This is a genomic window from Caulobacter sp. GW821-FHT10F06 (assembly GCF_058809215.1).
The window spans coordinates 228,749-245,871 of the sequence record NZ_JBXASK010000009.1; the positions used below are offsets into that span (position 1 = coordinate 228,749).

Genomic DNA, 17,123 nt, shown 5'->3' on the forward strand with positions numbered 1-17,123 from the left:
GGCGGCTATGGTCCGGTCAAAACAAGTGTTTGACCGGAGGATCTCATGGCGCTCGATCTCGAAACCCGCGACCAGCTGCTGGACATGGTCGCCCGCTTCGTCGCCGAGCGGCTGCGCCCGATCGAGGCCAAGGTGGCCGAGGACGATCTGGTCCCGCAGGACGTCGTCGACGAGATGAAGGGGCTGGGGCTCTTCGGCCTCTCCATTCCCGAAGAATTCGGCGGCCTCGGCCTCAACATGGAAGAGGAATGCCTGGTCGCGATCGAGCTGGGCCGCGCCTCGCCGGCCTTCCGCTCGGTGTTCGGCACCAACGTCGGCATCGGCAGCCAGGGCCTCGTCATGTTCGGCTCGGATGAGCAGAAGGCCAAGTGGCTGCCCGGCATCGCCTCGGGCGAGATCATCACCAGCTTCGCCCTGACCGAGCCGGAAGCCGGCTCCGACAGCGCCTCGGTGCGCACCCTGGCCATCCGCGACGGCGACGACTACGTCCTGAACGGGACCAAGCGCTACATCACCAACGCCGGCAAGGCCTCGCTGTTCACGGTGATGGCGCGGACCAATCCCGACTCCAAGGGCGGTTCGGGCGTCTCGGCCTTCCTCGTGCCCAGTGGCCTGCCAGGCCTGTCGGTCGGCAAGCCCGAGAAGAAGATGGGCCAGCAGGGCGCCCACATCCACGACGTCACCTTCGACAATGTCCGCGTGCCGGCCTGGAATCGCCTCGGCGAGGAGGGCGAGGGCTTCAAGGTGGCCATGCAGGTGCTGGATCGCGGTCGCCTGCACATCTCGGCCGTCTGCGTGGGCGTGGCCGAGCGGCTGATCAAGGACTGCGTGGCCTATGCCGGCGAGCGCAAGCAGTTCGGTCAGGCAATCTCCAGCTTCCAGCTGATCCAGGCGATGATCGCCGACAGCAAGACCGAGGCCCTGGCCGCCAAGGCCCTGGTCATGGAGACGGCCCGCAAGCGCGACGCCGGCGCCGGCGTGACCCTGGAGGCGGCGGCCAGCAAGCTGTTCGCGTCCGAGATGGTGGGCCGCGTGGCCGATCGGGCGGTGCAGGTCTTCGGCGGGGCCGGCTATGTCGCCGACTACGGCATCGAGCGCCTGTATCGCGACGTGCGCATCTTCCGGATCTATGAAGGCACAAGTCAGATTCAGCAGGTCGTTATTGCTCGGGAAACCATGAAGCAGGGCGGTTGAAGTCTTAATTGGACGCCGAAATTAATGTTCAAATAAGGATTTTCGCCTGCGACCTTTTAGCGAGTGCGTCAACCTGCCGCGCTCGTGGGGCGAATATTTAAGACCGCATTAAGCATGCGGGACGAGGCTCCATCCCGATAAATCAGCCGGGATGGGGCAGGGATGAGCCAGGATCACGCCGTAAACGACAGAGTTGCGTTCATGGGTCTGGATGACCGAGCGCGAAATGCGCTGCGTGACATCCGACCGCTGATCCAGAAGGAAGTCGGCCCCGCGCTGAAGGCCTTCTACGACAAGGTCAAGGCGACGCCCGAGACCCGCAAGTTCTTCGGCGACGACCGCCATATGGACGCCGCCAGCAGCCGCCAGGCCGCCCACTGGGACGTCATCAGCCAGGGCGACTTCAGCGACACCTACGTCAAGGCCGTGCGCACCATCGGCCAGACCCACGCCCGCATCGGCCTGGAGCCGCGCTGGTACATCGGCGGCTACGCCATCGTCGCCGACCGACTGATCCGCGCCACGCTCGAGTCGCTGTGGCCGCGCGGGATCATGGCGAAGGGCGATTCCAGCAAGGCCGGCGAGGCGGTCAGCGCCCTGATGAAGGCGGTCATGCTGGACATGGACTTCGCCATCTCGATCTATCTGGAGACCATCGAGGCCGAGCGCGTGCGCTTGGAAGAGGTGCGGGTCGCCAACGAGCAGAGCCAGGCCGCCGTCGTGGCCGCGCTGGGCGAGGCCTTGGATCGACTGGCCCAGGGCGATCTGGTCGGTCGTCTGTCGGCCCAGGTGACGCCGGACTTCCAGAAACTGAAGGACGACTTCAACAACGCCGTCGGCATTCTCGAGCAGACCATGTCGCGCGTCGCCGGGGTCACCGATGGGATCCGCTCGGGAACCGAAGAGATCGGCCTCGCCGCCGATGATCTGTCTCGCCGCACCGAGCAGCAGGCGGCCAGCCTGGAAGAGACCGCCGCCGCCCTGGACGAGATCGTCGCCACCGTGCGCCGCACGGCCGACGGCGCCAAGCAGGCCTCGGAAGTCGTGGCCGGGGCCAAGCTGGAAGCCGAGCGCTCGGGCGTCGTCGTCGACCAGGCCGTCTCGGCCATGGGTCAGATCGAGACCAGCTCCGGCCAGATTGGAAACATCATCGGGGTGATCGACGAGATCGCCTTCCAGACCAACCTCTTGGCCCTCAACGCCGGCGTCGAAGCGGCGCGGGCTGGCGAGGCCGGTCGAGGCTTCGCGGTCGTCGCCCAGGAAGTGCGGGCCCTGGCCCAACGCTCGGCCGACGCGGCCAAGGAGATCAAGACCCTGATCTCGTCCTCCTCACAACAGGTGGGCGAAGGCGTGCGGCTGGTGGGCCAGACCGGCGAGGCCCTGCGGGGCATCGTCTCGAAGGTCGCCGAGATCGACACGCTGATCGTGCAGATCTCGTCCTCGGCCCAGGAACAGGCCACCGGACTTCATGAGGTCAACACCGCCGTCAACCAGATGGACCAGGTGACCCAGCAGAACGCGGCGATGGTCGAGCAGACCACAGCCGCCACCCATTCGCTGAAGGGCCAGACGGCCGAGCTGGTCGGGATGATCTCGGCGTTCCGGGTGGCGGCTTCGGCGGGTGCGCCCGCATCGCGTCCGGCCCCGGCCGTGGCGCCCAGCAGCCGGCCCGGCGCCGTCTCGCGCCCCGCGCCCCGGCCCGTCTCCCACGGCAACACGGCCGTGAAGTCCGAGTGGGAAGAGTTCTAGATCAGGTCAGGGCGCGCGGGGGCGCACACAGCAAAACGCCCCCGCCAACCGGACTCGAAGCGATCCAGGCGGAGCGCTTCGGTCTGGTTGGCAGAGGCGTATTGAACCCCCAGAAAACTAGGAGCGGTAAGGCTTACGCGCCGCCCGGGAAGCGGAAGGGGACCTTCACGGTGCCCGACTTCGAACCCATCGGGAGCTTCTCGGCGATGCACATGGCGGCCTTGTCGAAGCCCTTGCCCGCGGCCGAGTTCTCGACGACCTTGCAGTCGCCCAGCTTGCCGGCGTCGGCAGTGCACTCGAGCATCACTTGAGCAGCGTCACGCGTATTGGCGAATTGCTGCAGGCAACGGCCCATTTGATCTTCGAAACCACCCGCCGCCGAGGCGGCTTGAGCGATGAAAAAGCTGCCAGCGATTCCCGCGGCAAAAGCGATCGGATATTTCATCCCGCTGCTCCTAGTAATGAATTCACGTCCTGTGGACGACGCGCCAACCGGACGCATAATGAAATTCGCAGGTGCAAGTTAAGATATTCTGAGTCAGCCAAGAATATTGAAAATTTACTTTACGATAACCTTACTCGATTCCTACCTGGGCGGTGTCCAAGAGCCGCCCCCTTTATAGATTCACCTGCGACCGATCGTCCCTTTTTGGACCGTTTTGGCACATTGGCGCCGCTTTCTCTTAACCAAGGTCAGAGTCTGTTAGGAATCTATCGTGATGATCACCCTGGCTTGTTGGCGCTCCGTGGGCACGGACCGCTGCACGAAGGGGACCTACCGATGAAGCGCTTCCGGCTTGTCGATCTGCCATTGATCATAAAAATCGGCTTCGCGCCGGCGTTCGCACTCCTGATGCTGGCTCTGATGGCCGGCGGAGCGATCGTCGTGCAGCGCAGCCAATCCGCTGCGATGCACCAGGTCGTCGAGAACGACATGCGCGACAACATGGAGATCCAAGTTCTCTCCAAGCGCATCTCGAACATCAACGGCGAACTCTACACCGTGCTGACTCACAAGGCCGGCAACATCGAGGTCGACAAGAACGACGCTCGCATGGCCGCGATCCTGACCGAGACCGACGCGGTGAAGAAGGAGCTGGTCGCTCTGAAGGGCAAGCTGCCGGCCGCCGAACAGCCGAAGATCGCCGAGCTGATCAAGTCGCTCGACGAATGCCGCAGCGCCATCGACACGGTCAGCGGCATGATTGGCGTCGACTTCAACATGGCTGTCGGCTTCATCGCCCCGTTCGAAGAACAATACGCCAAGATGACTGGTCAGCTCGACCAGGTGGTCGCCGCGGCCAACAACCGCATCGCCGCCACGGCCGCTAAGAAGCAGGCCGAGGCCAACGCCGCGATGAGCGCCACCATCGTGATGTCGCTGATCACCCTGGGCGCGGTCGCCGGCCTGGCCTTCCTGACCGTCATGAACGTCCGCAAGTCGATCGCCGACATCGCCGGCGCGACCGAGAAGCTCTCCAAGGGCGACAACACGATCGATCTGGAAAAGCTGACCCGCGGCGACGAGCTGGGCGCCATCGTCCGTTCGCTGAAGGTCTTCCGCGACAACCAGCTGCACCTGGACGCCCTGCGCGCCGAGCAGGAGAAGTCTGCGGCCATGACCGCCGACGAGCGCCGCTCGAAGGAAGAGGCCGCCGCCGCCATCGCTCGTGAGAGCGCCCTGGTGGTGACCAGCCTGGCCGAGGGTCTGGAAAAGCTCGCCTCGGGCGACCTGACCTTCCGCGTCAGCGCCGATTTCCCGGGCGAATACCGCAAGCTGAAGGACGACTTCAACGGCGCCATGAGTTCGCTGCAGGAGACGATGAAGGTCATCGCCGCCTCGACCGACGGCCTGCGCACCGGCGCCGACGAGATCGCCCACGCCTCGGACGATCTGTCGCGCCGCACCGAACAGCAAGCCGCCTCGCTGGAAGAAACCGCCGCCGCCCTGGACGAACTGACCGCCACCGTGCGCCGCACGGCCTCGGGCGCTCGTCAGGCCTCGGACGTTGTTTCGACCACCCGTGGCGAAGCGACGCATTCCGGTCAGGTCGTTCATCAAGCAGTGTCGGCCATGGGCGAGATCGAGAACTCGTCCAAGCAGATCAGCCAGATCATCGGCGTCATCGACGAGATCGCTTTCCAAACCAACCTCCTGGCTCTGAACGCCGGTGTCGAGGCCGCCCGCGCTGGTGAAGCGGGCCGCGGTTTCGCCGTCGTCGCTCAGGAAGTGCGGGCCCTGGCCCAGCGCTCGGCGGAAGCCGCCAAGGAGATCAAGACCCTGATCTCGTCCTCGACCCAGCAGGTCAGCCAGGGCGTGAACCTAGTGGGCCAGACCGGCGAAGCGCTGCAACGCATCGTCGTCAAGGTGGGCGAGATCGACGCCCTGGTGACCGAGATCGCGGCTTCGGCCGCCGAGCAGGCCACCGGGCTGAACGAAGTGAACACGGCCGTGAACCAGATGGATCAGGTCACCCAGCAGAACGCCGCCATGGTCGAGCAGTCGACCGCCGCGACGCACTCCCTGAAGGGCGAGACCACCGAGCTGGTTCGACTGATGGCGCGCTTCCAGGTCGGCAATGGCCAGTCGGCCTACAGCCGTCCGACCGCCGCCGATCCGGCTCAGCACGCTCCGGCGCGCAACCCGGTCGCCGAACAACGGGCTCGTCTGGGCGCTTTCGCCCGGCCTGGCCGCGCCGCTGCGGCGACCGCCGCCGCTCCGGCGACCGATGGATGGGAGGAATTCTGATGGCTGCGCTATCGCTGCCTGAAACGCTCGACCTGAAGGCCGCCGGCCCTCTGAAGTCGGCGTTCCTGGAACGCCGAGGCGACTCGGTCGAGGTCGAGGCCGGTCAGGTTCGTCGCCTCGGCGGCCTCTGCCTCCAGATCCTGATTGCGGCCCGCAAGGCTTGGACCGCCGAAGGCAAGGACTTTTCGATTACGGGGCCTTCGGAGGCCTTTCTAGAAACCACCCGTCTTTTCGGCGCCGAAGGGGCGCTGTTCTCGGCGGACATCCATGGAGCGAAATCGTGACGCGTACGGTCCTCACGGTCGATGATTCCCGCACGATGAGAGACATGCTCCGCATGGCGCTCGCCGGAGCCGGTTTCAATGTGGTCGAGGCTGTCGACGGCGAGCATGGCCTGGAGGTTCTCTCCGCCCATCGTCCCGACGTCATCATCACCGACATCAACATGCCCAAGCTGGACGGCTTTGGTTTCATCGAGGCGGTTCGCGTCGATGACGACTATCGGGCCATCCCGATCCTGGTGCTGACCACGGAAAGCGACCCCAGCAAGAAGCAGCGGGCTCGCGAAGCCGGCGCGACGGGCTGGATCGTCAAGCCGTTCAATCCCGAGAAGCTGGTCGAGGCCATCCGCCGCGTCGCGGCCTGATCTTCGAAGTTATCGACGTCTAGAACTCTCTAAGGAACTGCGGGAATGGACGAGCTAGAGGCCATCAAGGTCACCTTCTTTCAGGAATGCGAGGAACTGCTCGCCGACCTGGAAGGCGGACTCCTGGCCATGCAGGAGGGCGTCGGCGACATTGAAACCGTCAATGCCGTCTTCCGCGCCGTGCATTCGATCAAGGGCGGCGCGGGCGCCTTCGGCCTCGAGCCGCTGGTCCGCTTCGCTCACGTGTTCGAGACCCTGCTGGACGCGGTGCGCTCCAACGAGGTGCCCAACACCGTCGAGCTGGCCGCCGTCATGCTGCGCGCCTCCGACGTCCTGGCCGACCATGTGAGCGCCGCGCGCGGCATGGGCGACGTCGACATGGCCGCCTCGGCCGCCATGGCCGCCGAGCTCAAGGCCTGCACCGATCCGAACGCCGCGCCGGCTCCCGCCGCCGCCGCGCCCGTGGTCGAAGCGGCGGAAGCCGTCGTCGAGGCCGCTCCGGCCCCGGTCGTCGCCGCCGCCGATTCCGACGCGATGGACGACGACGATCTCGGCTTCGACTTCCAGCCGATGACGATCACCATCGACGAGCAGGCCGCCGACGCCGAACTGATCCCGGACAATGTCTGGACGGTGTCGATCCGTCCGAAGTCGGATCTCTATCGCAAGGCCAACGAGACCGCGCTGCTGCTGCGCGAACTCAGCCGCCTGGGCCCCATCGTCGCGACGATGGACGACAGCGCGCTGCCGACCCTGGAATTCCTCGACGCCGAGGCCGCCTACTGCACCTGGAGCGTGCGGGTCGAGACCGATGAAGGCGAAGACGCCATCCGCGAGGTCTTCGAATTCGTCGATGGCGACTGCGACCTGGAAATCGTTCGCGGCGAGGCGCCCGTCGAGGCCGCCCTCGCGAACCTGCTGAACACCATCGAAGCGCCGGCCGCCATCGAATCCGCCCCCGTGGTCGAGGCCGTCGCCCCGCCCGTGGTCGAGGCCGCTCCGCCGCCGCCCGCGCCGGTCGCCGCCCCGGCTCCCGTGGCTGCCGCCCCGACCCCGGCTCCGGCCGCCGCGCCGGCCAAGGCCGCGCAGCCCGACGTCCCGGGTCCCGGCCAGTCGGTCATCCGCGTCGATCCCGAGCGCATCGATCGTCTGATCGACCTGGTCGGCGAGCTGGTCATCAACCAGGCCATGCTGGCGCAGCGCGTCGGCGAATATGGCATCGCCCCGTCCTCGAACCTGGCCATGGGTCTGGATGAGCTGGAACAGCTCACCCGCGAGATCCAGGACAGCGTCATGGCCATCCGCGCCCAGCCGGTGAAGTCGGTGTTCCAGCGCATGCCGCGCCTGGTCCGCGAAGTCGCCAACATGACGGGCAAGCAGGCCCGCCTGGTGATGGACGGCGAGAACACCGAGGTCGACAAGACGGTCATCGAGCGTCTGTCCGACCCGATCACCCACATGCTGCGCAACGCCATCGACCACGGGCTGGAAAGCCCGGAAGAGCGTCGCGCCGCCGGCAAGAATCCCGAAGGCGTCGTGCGCCTGGCCGCCCTGCACCGCAGCGGCCGGATCGTCATCGAGGTCCAGGACGACGGCAAGGGCATCAACCGCGAGCGGGTCTTCTCGATCGCGGTCAAGAAGGGCCTGATCGCGCCCGACCTGCAGCTGACCGACGAAGAGATCGACAACCTGATCTTCCTCCCGGGCTTCTCGACCGCCGACAAGATCTCGGACGTCTCGGGCCGCGGCGTCGGCATGGACGTGGTCAAGCGCTCGGTCCAGGCCTTGGGCGGCCGCATCTCCATCACCTCGCGTCCCGGTCAGGGCTCGACCTTCACCCTCAGCCTGCCGCTCACCCTGGCCGTCCTGGACGGCATGGTGGTCGACGTGGCCGGCGAGACCCTGGTCGTGCCGCTGGCGGCGATCGTCGAAAGCCTGCGTCCCAAGCAGGAGGAGGTCCGCCCGCTCGGCCCCGTCGGCTCGGTTCTGGCCGTCCGCGACAGCTTCGTGCCGCTGATCGACGTTGGCCTGACCCTGGGCTATCGCGACACCTCGCCGTCGCCGACCGAAGGCGTCGTGCTGCTGGTCGAGGGTGAGGACGGCTCGCGCGCCGCCCTGGTGGCCGACGCCATCCACGGTCAGCGCCAGGTCGTCATCAAGTCGCTGGAGCAGAACTACCAACAGGTCGAGGGCGTCGCCGCCGCGACCATCCTGGGCGACGGCCGCGTGGCTCTCATCCTGGACGTCGACGCGGTGATCAATCTTCGCCGCCGCGAGACGCCGCGTCCCGTTGAACCCACTCTGATCGCAGCGGAATAAGATCATGAGCGACGAAACCACCGCCCAAAGCACCGAACGCAGAGAGCTCATCTCCTTCCGGGTCGGCGACCAGGAATACTGCGTGAACATCATGGCCGTGCGCGAGATCCGGGGCTGGAGCCCGGCGACCGTGCTGCCGCAGACGCCCGGCTATATGCGCGGCGTGATCAATCTGCGCGGCGCCGTGCTGCCGATCATGGATCTGGCCTGTCGCCTGGGCATGCCGGTCATCGAGCCGACCGTGCGCAGCGTGTTCATCGTCGTGCAGGCCGGCGACCGCACCGCGGGCCTGCTGGTCGATGCGGTGTCCGACATCCTGTCGATCAATGACGACATGGTCCAACCCACGCCCGACGTGGCCTGCGACGCCGTTCGCAGCTTCGTTCGCGGCATCATCTCGATCGAAGGCCGCATGATCAGCGAGATCTCGCTCGACCGTATTCTCCCCGAACGCGAGGCACTGGCCGCCTGATGACCTCAGCCTCACTCGAACGCCGCGAAGCCATCGTCGATGGCGAGTTCGCGTTCACCAACCAGGACTTCAAGAAGATCGCGGCGCTGCTCTACGGCCAGGCTGGCATCAGCCTGCCCGAGAGCAAGGCGACCCTGGTCTATTCGCGCCTGGCCAAGCGTCTGCGCACGCTGGGCATGAAGACCTTCACCGAATACTGCGCCTTCGTGGCGCTGGAGAGCAGCGTCGACGAGCAGCAAGAGATGCTGCGCGCCCTGACGACGAACGTGACCCGGTTCTTCCGCGAGCCGCACCACTTCGACGACCTGCGCGCCAACATCCTCGAGCCCGTGGCCGACAAGGTCCGCGCCGGCGGCCGTCTGCGCCTGTGGTCGGCGGCCAGCTCCTCGGGCCAGGAACCCTATTCGATGGCCTTCACGGTCCTGTCGGTGTGGCCCAATGCGGCCGACCTCGACATCCGGATCCTGGGCACCGACATCGACACCAACGTGCTCGCGACCGGTCGCGCCGCCGTCTACGACGAGAGCCTTCTGGAAGGCATCCCGCCGGCGGCCCGCAACCAGTACTTCGAGCGTGACTCCAGCGATCGCCGCGCCTTCCGCGTCTGCGAGGCCGCGCGCAGCCTGGTCGCCTTCCGCGAACTGAACCTCAATGGCCCCAGCTGGCCGATGAAGGGTCCGTTCGACGCCATCTTTTGCCGCAACGTCGTGATCTATTTCGACGAGCCGACGCAGGAGCGGGTCTGGAATCGCTTTGCTCCGCTTGTCGCGCCCGGCGGCCGGCTCTATGTCGGCCACTCCGAACGCGTGGGCAGCTCGATCACCGCCTTCGAAAGCTGTGGTCTGACCGCCTATCGCAAGACGGGAGGTCGCTAGTGGCCAAGATCCGCGTTCTCGTCGTCGACGACTCCGCCACCATGCGGAGCCTGATCACGGCCGCCCTCAATCGTGACCCCGACATCGAAGTCTGCGGCGCCGCCGGCGATCCGTTCGAGGCTCGGGGCATGATCAAGGCCCTCAATCCCGACGTCGTCACCCTCGACATCGAGATGCCGAACATGAACGGCATCGAGTTCCTCGAGAAGATCATGCGCCTGCGGCCGATGCCGGTGGTGATGGTCTCGACCCTGACCCAGGCCGGCGCCGAAATGACGCTGCGGGCCCTGGAACTGGGCGCCATCGACTGCGTGGCCAAGCCCGCCGACGCCCTGGGCACCCAGGACGCGCTCAACGAGATCGTGGTCAAGGTGAAGATCGCCGCCCGCGCCTCGGTGCGGACCAAGGCCGACAACGCCCCGGCGACGGCTCGGACCAAGACCTTCATGCCCTCAGGCGACGTGGTGGCGATCGGCTCTTCGACCGGCGGCGTGGAAGCGCTGCTGTCGATCCTGACGCAGTTTCCCGACACCTGCCCGCCGACGGTGATCACCCAGCACATGCCGGCGACCTTTACCGCCAGCTTCGCCGCGCGCCTCGATCGCGCCAGCGGAGCCAAGGTGCAGGAAGCCTTCGACGGCGCCCTGCTGGAGCCGGGCAAGGTCTATGTCGCCCCCGGCGGCGCCACGCACCTGGAGGTCGTTCGGTCGGCCGGGCTGCGTTGCCGCCTGGTTCAGGGCGATCCGGTCAGCGGCCACCGCCCGTCGGTGGACGTGCTGTTCAACTCGGTGGCCAACGCGGTCGGCGAGAAGGCGGTCGGCGCTATCCTGACCGGCATGGGCCGTGACGGCGCGCAAGGCCTTCTGGCCATGCGAAAGGCCGGGGCGAAAACCCTCGGACAGGACGAGCAGAGCTGTGTCGTTTACGGCATGCCCCGCTCGGCCTTTGAAATCGGCGCGGTGGAGAAGCAGGTTTCCCTGTCCTCCATGGGCCAGTCCATCCTCGATCTGGCCTCCGCGAGGCGATGAACCCATGCCCCAAGCAAGCTCCATTTCCGTTCTCGTCGTAGACGACCAGCTGACCATGCGGGCCCTGATCCGCAATGCGCTTCAGCAGATCGGCTTCAAGGACATCCGCGAGGCGCCCGACGGCGAGGAGGCTCTGAAGAACCTCCTGGCCAAGCCGGCCAACCTGGTCATCTCGGACTTCAACATGCCGAAGATGGACGGTCTGGCCCTGCTCCGCGCGGTGCGTTCGCACCCGCCGATCCGCCAGACGGCCTTCGTCATGCTGACCGGACGCGCCGACCGCGAGCTCGTGCAGCGCGCGGTGCAGTTCGGCGTCAACAACTACTGCGTCAAGCCGTTCACTGTTCAGGGTTTGAAGGAAAAGATCGAACAGGTCTTTGGTCAGCTCACATGACATTTGGCCAGCAACCCGACGATCTCGAACGCTCGGTCAAGGTTCACGTCACGCAAGGCGAAAGCCATGTCTCGTCCGATCCCAACGTGGTGATGACCACGGTGCTCGGCTCGTGCATCGCCGCCTGCATCCGTGATCCCAGCACCGGCGTGGGCGGCATGAACCACTTCCTGCTGCCCGACTCTGGCGATGGCCGCCGCGACGGCGACGCCGTCCGCTACGGGGCCTACGCCATGGAGCTGCTGATCAACGGCCTGCTCAAGCGCGGTGCGCGCCGCGAGCGGCTGGAGGCCAAGATCTTCGGCGGCGGCAAGCTGTTCGACGGCCTGTCCGACGTCGGCGCCAGCAACGCGGCCTTCGCCGAACGTTTCCTGCGCGACGAAGGTATTCCGATCGTGTCGTCCAGCACCGGCGGCGTCTCGGCCCGCCGGGTCGAGTTCTGGCCGGCCTCCGGCCGCGTCCGTCAGCGCCTCGTGGCGGTGGACAACGCGCCGAGCGACGTCCGGCGTCCCGCCCCCGCCCCCATGCCGGCCGACACCGGCGGCGATCTGGAGCTGTTCTGAACCATATGACCGCTCAGCCGAAGCCGACATCTCCGATCGTCATGCCCGAGAACCTGCTCCCGGTGGGCGAGCTCTCGCGTCGCCTGGCGGCCGAGCTGATGTCGGCGGCGGCGGTCTGCCGGGACTGCGAACACATCGCCGGCGATCTGGCCAGCGGCGGCGCGGCCCTGGAAAGCATTTCCCGTCTCCAAGCCCTGGACGAGTTGAGCCAGCGGCTGCACGGTCTGTCCGACGTGCTGCAGCGTATCAGCCAACACGCCTCCGGCGAATGGAGCATGTCCATCGAGCCTCTTCTCGAAGGTCTGGGCCTGGCTGACCTGGTGGTGCGTCTGCGCGCCACCGGCGAGCCGGCGGCCTGGGACGTCGAGGCGGGCGAACTCGACTTCTTCTAAGGGCACGTCGGTGGACGCGCTTCAGCCCTCGACCCGGATCAATCTGGAGAAGGCCACCGTTCTGGTGCTCGACGACAACGGCCCGTCCCTGGACATCCTGTCCCAGGTTGTCGCGGGCTTCGGCGTCAACCAGCTGCACAAGGCCGACTCGGTCAAGGACGCGCAGGAGATCGTGCGCACCAAGACCCTGGACCTGATCATCAGCGACGTTCAGATCCCGGACGTCGACGGCATCGAGTTCATCAACTGGCTGCGCCGCGAGGCGCCCGAGAACAACCGTTACGTCCCGGTGATCCTGGTCACCGGCCACACCCGGGGCACCGACATCTTCCGCACCCGCGACGCCGGCGCCAACTTCACCGTCGCCAAGCCGATCACGCCCAAGGTCCTGCTGGAGCGGATCTTCTGGGTGGCGCGCGAGGAGCGGGCGTTCATCGAGTGCGACGCCTATGTCGGTCCCGACCGGCGGTTCAAGTACGAAGGGCCGCCGATCGGCATGGAAGGCCGTCGCCGCGACGACCTTCCGGCCGAGGTGGGCGACGCCCAAGAAGCCAACATGTCCCAGGACGAGATCAACAGCCTGATGAAGGTCGCGAAGGTGCAGATATGAGCGTCGTTCGCAAATTCCGGCCGCCCAACCGTCTGGCGAAACTGGTCAAGGAACGCGGCGGCCTGATGGCCAAGGACGCCATCGCGGCGGCGGAAGCCGGCGTCGAGACCCTGCGCGAAACCTGCTTGGCCGAGGTCGACGCCTGCCTGACCGAGATCGAGGTGCGTTTCGGCTGCGGGACCGACCGCGAGTCCGAGGCCTTCGAAACCCTGTATGCGCTGGCCCTGCGGATCATCGACGTCAGCGCCTTCGTGGTCGACGCCGGGGTCGACCAGGCCGCCATCTCCCTGGCGGCCCTGGCCGACAGCTGCGCCGAGGCCGGAGCCTGGCGCTGGGACGCGGTCGACGTCCACCTCAACGCCCTGCGCCTGTTGCGCAGCGTCGGCGCCAGCCTGCCGGCGGCCGATCGCCAGGCCATGTTGGAAGGCCTCTACAAAGTCAGCCATCGGAAGGTCGACGAGGCCTGAGGCCCCGGCCGGACGCCGTCGCGGCTTTGTTTGCCTGAAATTTCGCAGATGTCCCGATGTGTCCGAAAGGTCACGGAACGTCGGTCTCGAACGTCCGCGCCACAATGTCGCCTTGTGGTCCCGCCTCGGGTTTGTTAGCCGTTTGATACCGGTGTCAAGAACGGCTGTATGTTCCTGACACCGGTGTCAAAAAAATACTGACGGCCGAGAACAGGCCGCGCGGGAAGGAAGCGCGATCGTTTCAGAGCCGGACGATGCAACAGCGTCGTTACAAGTCTGTCGAACGGGAGGAGGATACATGTCTAAGTTTTCCAAGGGGCGCCTCGACGTCCTGAAGCTCGGCGTTTCCACCGGCGCCCTGGCGCTGGCCATGGCGATGGCCGGGAACGCGGCGGCGCAGACCGCCCCGGCCGCGCCCGCCGATGATAGCGCCGTCGAAGAGGTGGTCGTCACCGGCTTCCGCGCCAGCCTCGCCAACGCCCTGGACGTCAAGCGTCGCGAAAACGATCTCGTGGACGTCATCAAGGCGACCGATATCGCCGACTTCCCCGACCTGAACCTGGCGGAATCGCTTCAGCGCATCCCCGGCGTGTCGATCGACCGCGACGGCGGCGAAGGCCGCACCATCACCGTCCGCGGCCTGGGTCCCGACTTCAGCGTCGTGCGCCTGAACGGCCTGGAAGCCCTGGCCACCACCGGCGGCAAGGACGGCTCCGGCGGCGCCAACCGCGGCCGCCAGTTCGACTTCTCGATCTTCGCCTCGGAGCTGTTCAACAGCGTCACCGTGCGCAAGTCGACCTCGGCGATGAACGAGGAAGGCTCGCTGGGCGCGATCATCGATCTGCAGGCCTCGCGTCCGTTCGACTTCTCGGGCCCGGCGCTCAGCATGGGCGCCAAGGTCGGCTGGAACGACCTGTCGCGGAAGAGCGACCCGCGCTTCACCGCCCTGGCCAGCAACCGCTGGGACACCAAGTTCGGCGAATTCGGCGCCCTGATCTCGGTGGCCTACGCCGAGCGCAAGACGCTGGAAGAAGGCTCCTCGACCGGCCGTTGGGAAAACCCCAGCGTCCAGTTCAACAGCTCGACCGCCTTCCCCTGCACCGCCCCGGCCTATAACCCGGTCAGCGGCGCGCCCCTGACCTGCGCCCAGATCGGCACGGTCGTCGGCGGCACCACGCCGACCACGACGGCCGCCGCTGGCACCGCCAACAACCTGTGGCACCCGCGCATCCCGCGCTACGGCCGCCTGCAATACGACCAGAAGCGTCTGGGGATCACCGGCTCGCTGCAATGGAAGCCGAACGACCGCTCGACCCTGACGCTCGACACCCTTTACGCGAAGTTCACCAACAACCGCGACGAAAGCTATCTGGAGATCATCTCCTTCAGCCGCAGCGGCGCCGGTCTGCCCCAGACCGACGTGGTCAACTTCACGGCCGACGCCAAGGGCAACCTGATCAAGGGTTCGTTCGACGACGTTGACGCCCGCGTCGAGTACCGCCACGACGACCTGAACACCGAGTTCCTGCAGAACACCCTGACCTACGACACCCGCATCGGCGATCGCGGCAAGCTGTCGCTGATCTACGGCCAGTCGCGTTCGATCCAGAACAACCCGGTCCAGACCACCTTCTCGTTCGATCGCTATGACAGCGACGGCTACAGCTACGACTACTCGGCCGACGATCGCCTGCCGAACTTCAACTACGGCTTCGATCCGACCAACGCGGCCAACTTCCAGTACAGCAACAGCTCGGCCCTGGGCGACGCGTCGCTGCTGCGCATGCGTCCGTCCAAGGCGGTCAACACCTTTAAGACCTTCCGCGCCGACTTCGACTACGAAGCGACCGACTGGCTGAAGGTGAAGGTCGGTGGCGACTACAAGGAATACGGCTTCAACTCCTCGGAAAAGCGCCTCTATTCGCGCGTCATTCCGGGCGGCACCGGCTTCGCGGCCGAGGCGGCGTTCCCGCTGCCCGCCGGCGTCACCGTCGCCAGCGTTTCGCGCCTGATCACCGGCTTCGGCCGTGGCCTGGACCTGCCGGCCGGCGTGCCGACCTCGTGGATCGCGCCCGACCTGGACAAGCTGAAGACCGCGCTCGGCTACGACTGTAACTGCATCAACGCCAACGGCGACTTCCGCCTCAGCTCGATCAACCAACTCGGCGCCCTGCGCGAAATCACCGAGAAGGACAGCGCGCTGTACGTCCAGGGCGACTTCGACCACGACATCTTCGACATTCCCGTGCGCGGCAATGTCGGCGTGCGCTTCGTCGAAACCCACCAGGCGGCGCTGGGCCACTACAACACCGGCAGCGTCACGACGGCCGTGACCACGCCGGGCGGCGTCCTGTCGGAAACCGTGCCGACCGACGCCACCCAGCGGACGTCGCGCAAGTACACCAACACCCTGCCGTCGATGAACCTGTCGATCCAGCCGCTGGAGAACTTCTACGTCCGCTTCGCGGCCGCCAAGGTCATGACGCGTCCGCAGCTGCCGAACCTGACGCCGGGCTTCACCGCCAACAGCCAGTCGGCCCAGACGCTGACGCGCGGCAACCCCGACCTGAACCCGATGCTGGCCAACAACATCGACCTCAGCTTCGAATGGTATCCGGACAAGGAAACCCTGTTCTCGGCGGGCTTCTTCCAGAAGGACATCAAGTCCTACATCCAGACCTCGGCGATCGTGATGCCGTACTCTGAGACGGGTCTGCCCAACAGCCTGCTGACCAACGGCAACACGCCCGCCACGCCGTTCACGGTGACGACCCAGATCAACACCCCCGGCGGCAAGCTGAAGGGTTACGAGCTGAGCCTGCAGCGTCCGTTCACCTTCCTGCCGGCGCCGTTCGACGGTTTCGGCGGCATCGTGAACTACACGCACGTCGAGAGCGACATCCAGTACGTGATCAAGAACCCGACCTATGCGGGCACGCCCCGGGTTCAGACCGCCCCGGCGGTGCTGATCACCCAGCCGCTGCTGAACCTGTCGCCCGAAGCCTATAACGCGACGCTGTACTACGAGAAGGCGGGCTTCAAGGCGCGGGTTTCGGCCTCGTACCGCGACCCCTACCTGATCCAGGTGGCGCCGTCGGCGACCAACAACAACGACGTTCGGATCAAGGAAAAGACCCTGAACGTCGACACGCAGATCAGCTACGCGTTCAAGAACTTCACGATCACGCTGGAAGGCATCAACCTGACCGACCAGTTCGACAGCAAGGTCGACGACTCCACCCGTCAGATCTCCGAAGAGTACGTGCACTTCGGTCGCCAGTACTATCTGGGCGTGAAGTACAAGTTCTAGAAAGACCTCAGCCTAGGCTGGAGAACGAGGGGTGTCGGCGAAAGCCGGCGCCCCTTTTTCGTCGCTAGACGCCCCGCCCGTCGATCCAGGTCCTGGCGACCTTGAGGTCTTGGTCGAGAAGGACGAGGTCGGCGGCCATGCCGGGGGCGATGGTTCCGCGCTGGTCGGCGAGGCCGAGGAACGCGGCGGGGGAGGCCGAGGCGATGGCGACGGCGTCGGGCAGGGACAGGCCCATCATCGTCATGGCGTTGCGGACCGCGCCGATCATGTCCAGGTCGGAGCCGGCCAGGGTGCCGTGGGCGTCGACGCAGACGCCGTCGACCACGTGGATGCGGCGGCCCTGCAGCGCGAAGCT

General features: G+C 66.3%; 17 protein-coding genes. 15 read left to right on the top strand and 2 right to left on the bottom strand.

The window, feature by feature from the left end:
• Nucleotides 1-45: 45 nt before the first annotated feature.
• Entirely contained in the window at nucleotides 46-1,194 is a 1,149-nt protein-coding gene (locus AC1RUS_RS19980; RefSeq protein WP_492918334.1) for an acyl-CoA dehydrogenase family protein, read from the top strand.
• Between the two features lie 162 nt (nucleotides 1,195-1,356).
• The gene (locus AC1RUS_RS19985; RefSeq protein WP_492918335.1) at nucleotides 1,357-2,943 is read left to right on the top strand and encodes a methyl-accepting chemotaxis protein; all 1,587 of its coding nucleotides are present in this window, start codon (nucleotides 1,357-1,359) and stop codon (nucleotides 2,941-2,943) included.
• 133 nt (nucleotides 2,944-3,076) lie between these two features.
• Here the strand turns inward: AC1RUS_RS19985 and AC1RUS_RS19990 are convergent, their stop codons facing one another.
• Nucleotides 3,077-3,388 carry a hypothetical protein gene (locus AC1RUS_RS19990; RefSeq protein WP_492918336.1) on the bottom strand — a complete coding sequence of 104 codons (312 nt, stop codon included), beginning with the start codon at nucleotides 3,386-3,388 and terminating at the stop codon, nucleotides 3,077-3,079.
• 288 nt (nucleotides 3,389-3,676) lie between these two features.
• Between AC1RUS_RS19990 and AC1RUS_RS19995 the strand changes: the two genes are divergently transcribed.
• From AC1RUS_RS19995 to AC1RUS_RS20055, 13 genes are all read left to right on the top strand, one after another.
• Complete coding sequence (locus AC1RUS_RS19995; protein WP_492918337.1) at nucleotides 3,677-5,692, top strand: methyl-accepting chemotaxis protein; 2,016 nt, start codon at nucleotides 3,677-3,679, stop codon at nucleotides 5,690-5,692.
• Nucleotides 5,677-5,976 carry an STAS domain-containing protein gene (locus tag AC1RUS_RS20000; protein WP_492918338.1) on the top strand — a complete coding sequence of 100 codons (300 nt, stop codon included), beginning with the start codon at nucleotides 5,677-5,679 and terminating at the stop codon, nucleotides 5,974-5,976. The genes AC1RUS_RS19995 and AC1RUS_RS20000 overlap by 16 nt, the downstream gene beginning before the upstream one ends.
• Entirely contained in the window at nucleotides 5,973-6,338 is a 366-nt protein-coding gene (locus AC1RUS_RS20005; protein ID WP_028038734.1) for a response regulator, read from the top strand. The genes AC1RUS_RS20000 and AC1RUS_RS20005 overlap by 4 nt, the downstream gene beginning before the upstream one ends.
• Before the next feature lie 45 nt (nucleotides 6,339-6,383).
• Nucleotides 6,384-8,657 carry a chemotaxis protein CheA gene (locus tag AC1RUS_RS20010; RefSeq protein WP_492918339.1) on the top strand — a complete coding sequence of 758 codons (2,274 nt, stop codon included), beginning with the start codon at nucleotides 6,384-6,386 and terminating at the stop codon, nucleotides 8,655-8,657.
• 4 nt (nucleotides 8,658-8,661) lie between these two features.
• A complete protein-coding gene (locus tag AC1RUS_RS20015) occupies nucleotides 8,662-9,129 on the top strand; it encodes a chemotaxis protein CheW (RefSeq protein WP_492918340.1) in 468 nt (155 codons plus the stop codon).
• On the top strand, nucleotides 9,129-10,004 hold the full coding sequence (locus AC1RUS_RS20020) for a CheR family methyltransferase (protein WP_492918341.1): 876 nt from the start codon (nucleotides 9,129-9,131) through the stop codon (nucleotides 10,002-10,004). The genes AC1RUS_RS20015 and AC1RUS_RS20020 overlap by 1 nt, the downstream gene beginning before the upstream one ends.
• Nucleotides 10,004-11,032, top strand: a complete 1,029-nt coding sequence (locus AC1RUS_RS20025; protein WP_492918342.1) for a protein-glutamate methylesterase/protein-glutamine glutaminase — start codon at nucleotides 10,004-10,006, stop codon at nucleotides 11,030-11,032. Before AC1RUS_RS20020 ends, AC1RUS_RS20025 begins: the two co-directional genes overlap by 1 nt.
• 4 nt (nucleotides 11,033-11,036) lie before the next feature.
• Nucleotides 11,037-11,426 carry a response regulator gene (locus AC1RUS_RS20030; protein WP_019847929.1) on the top strand — a complete coding sequence of 130 codons (390 nt, stop codon included), beginning with the start codon at nucleotides 11,037-11,039 and terminating at the stop codon, nucleotides 11,424-11,426.
• A complete protein-coding gene (locus AC1RUS_RS20035) occupies nucleotides 11,423-11,989 on the top strand; it encodes a chemotaxis protein CheD (protein WP_492918343.1) in 567 nt (188 codons plus the stop codon). The genes AC1RUS_RS20030 and AC1RUS_RS20035 overlap by 4 nt, the downstream gene beginning before the upstream one ends.
• A 5-nt stretch (nucleotides 11,990-11,994) precedes the next feature.
• The gene (locus tag AC1RUS_RS20040) at nucleotides 11,995-12,381 is read left to right on the top strand and encodes a DUF8776 family protein (RefSeq protein ID WP_492918344.1); all 387 of its coding nucleotides are present in this window, start codon (nucleotides 11,995-11,997) and stop codon (nucleotides 12,379-12,381) included.
• Nucleotides 12,382-12,391: 10 nt separating this feature from the next.
• Nucleotides 12,392-12,991: a response regulator gene (locus tag AC1RUS_RS20045; RefSeq protein ID WP_492918345.1), complete on the top strand. Its 600-nt coding sequence runs from the start codon at nucleotides 12,392-12,394 to the stop codon at nucleotides 12,989-12,991.
• On the top strand, nucleotides 12,988-13,458 hold the full coding sequence (locus tag AC1RUS_RS20050; RefSeq protein WP_492918346.1) for a chemotaxis protein CheE: 471 nt from the start codon (nucleotides 12,988-12,990) through the stop codon (nucleotides 13,456-13,458). Before AC1RUS_RS20045 ends, AC1RUS_RS20050 begins: the two co-directional genes overlap by 4 nt.
• Before the next feature lie 298 nt (nucleotides 13,459-13,756).
• The gene (locus AC1RUS_RS20055) at nucleotides 13,757-16,768 is read left to right on the top strand and encodes a TonB-dependent receptor (RefSeq protein ID WP_492918347.1); all 3,012 of its coding nucleotides are present in this window, start codon (nucleotides 13,757-13,759) and stop codon (nucleotides 16,766-16,768) included.
• A 64-nt stretch (nucleotides 16,769-16,832) separates the two neighbouring features.
• On the opposite strand, the gene AC1RUS_RS20060 is transcribed toward AC1RUS_RS20055, so the two are convergent.
• Nucleotides 16,833-17,123: amidohydrolase family protein (locus tag AC1RUS_RS20060; RefSeq protein ID WP_492918348.1), on the bottom strand; the 291-nt coding region annotated here is incomplete at its 5' end.

Bases quoted from the DNA above. Each gene is read 5' to 3' on its own strand.
- AC1RUS_RS19980 (WP_492918334.1), top strand. From the start codon at position 46: ATGGCGCTCGATCTCGAAACCCGCGACCAGCTGCTGGACATGGTCGCC.
- AC1RUS_RS19985 (WP_492918335.1), top strand. From the start codon at position 1,357: ATGAGCCAGGATCACGCCGTAAACGACAGAGTTGCGTTCATGGGTCTG.
- AC1RUS_RS19990 (WP_492918336.1), bottom strand. From the start codon at position 3,388: ATGAAATATCCGATCGCTTTTGCCGCGGGAATCGCTGGCAGCTTTTTC.
- AC1RUS_RS20000 (WP_492918338.1), top strand. From the start codon at position 5,677: ATGGGAGGAATTCTGATGGCTGCGCTATCGCTGCCTGAAACGCTCGAC.
- AC1RUS_RS20010 (WP_492918339.1), top strand. From the start codon at position 6,384: ATGGACGAGCTAGAGGCCATCAAGGTCACCTTCTTTCAGGAATGCGAG.
- AC1RUS_RS20015 (WP_492918340.1), top strand. From the start codon at position 8,662: ATGAGCGACGAAACCACCGCCCAAAGCACCGAACGCAGAGAGCTCATC.
- AC1RUS_RS20020 (WP_492918341.1), top strand. From the start codon at position 9,129: ATGACCTCAGCCTCACTCGAACGCCGCGAAGCCATCGTCGATGGCGAG.
- AC1RUS_RS20030 (WP_019847929.1), top strand. From the start codon at position 11,037: ATGCCCCAAGCAAGCTCCATTTCCGTTCTCGTCGTAGACGACCAGCTG.
- AC1RUS_RS20035 (WP_492918343.1), top strand. From the start codon at position 11,423: ATGACATTTGGCCAGCAACCCGACGATCTCGAACGCTCGGTCAAGGTT.
- AC1RUS_RS20040 (WP_492918344.1), top strand. From the start codon at position 11,995: ATGACCGCTCAGCCGAAGCCGACATCTCCGATCGTCATGCCCGAGAAC.
- AC1RUS_RS20050 (WP_492918346.1), top strand. From the start codon at position 12,988: ATGAGCGTCGTTCGCAAATTCCGGCCGCCCAACCGTCTGGCGAAACTG.
- AC1RUS_RS20055 (WP_492918347.1), top strand. From the start codon at position 13,757: ATGTCTAAGTTTTCCAAGGGGCGCCTCGACGTCCTGAAGCTCGGCGTT.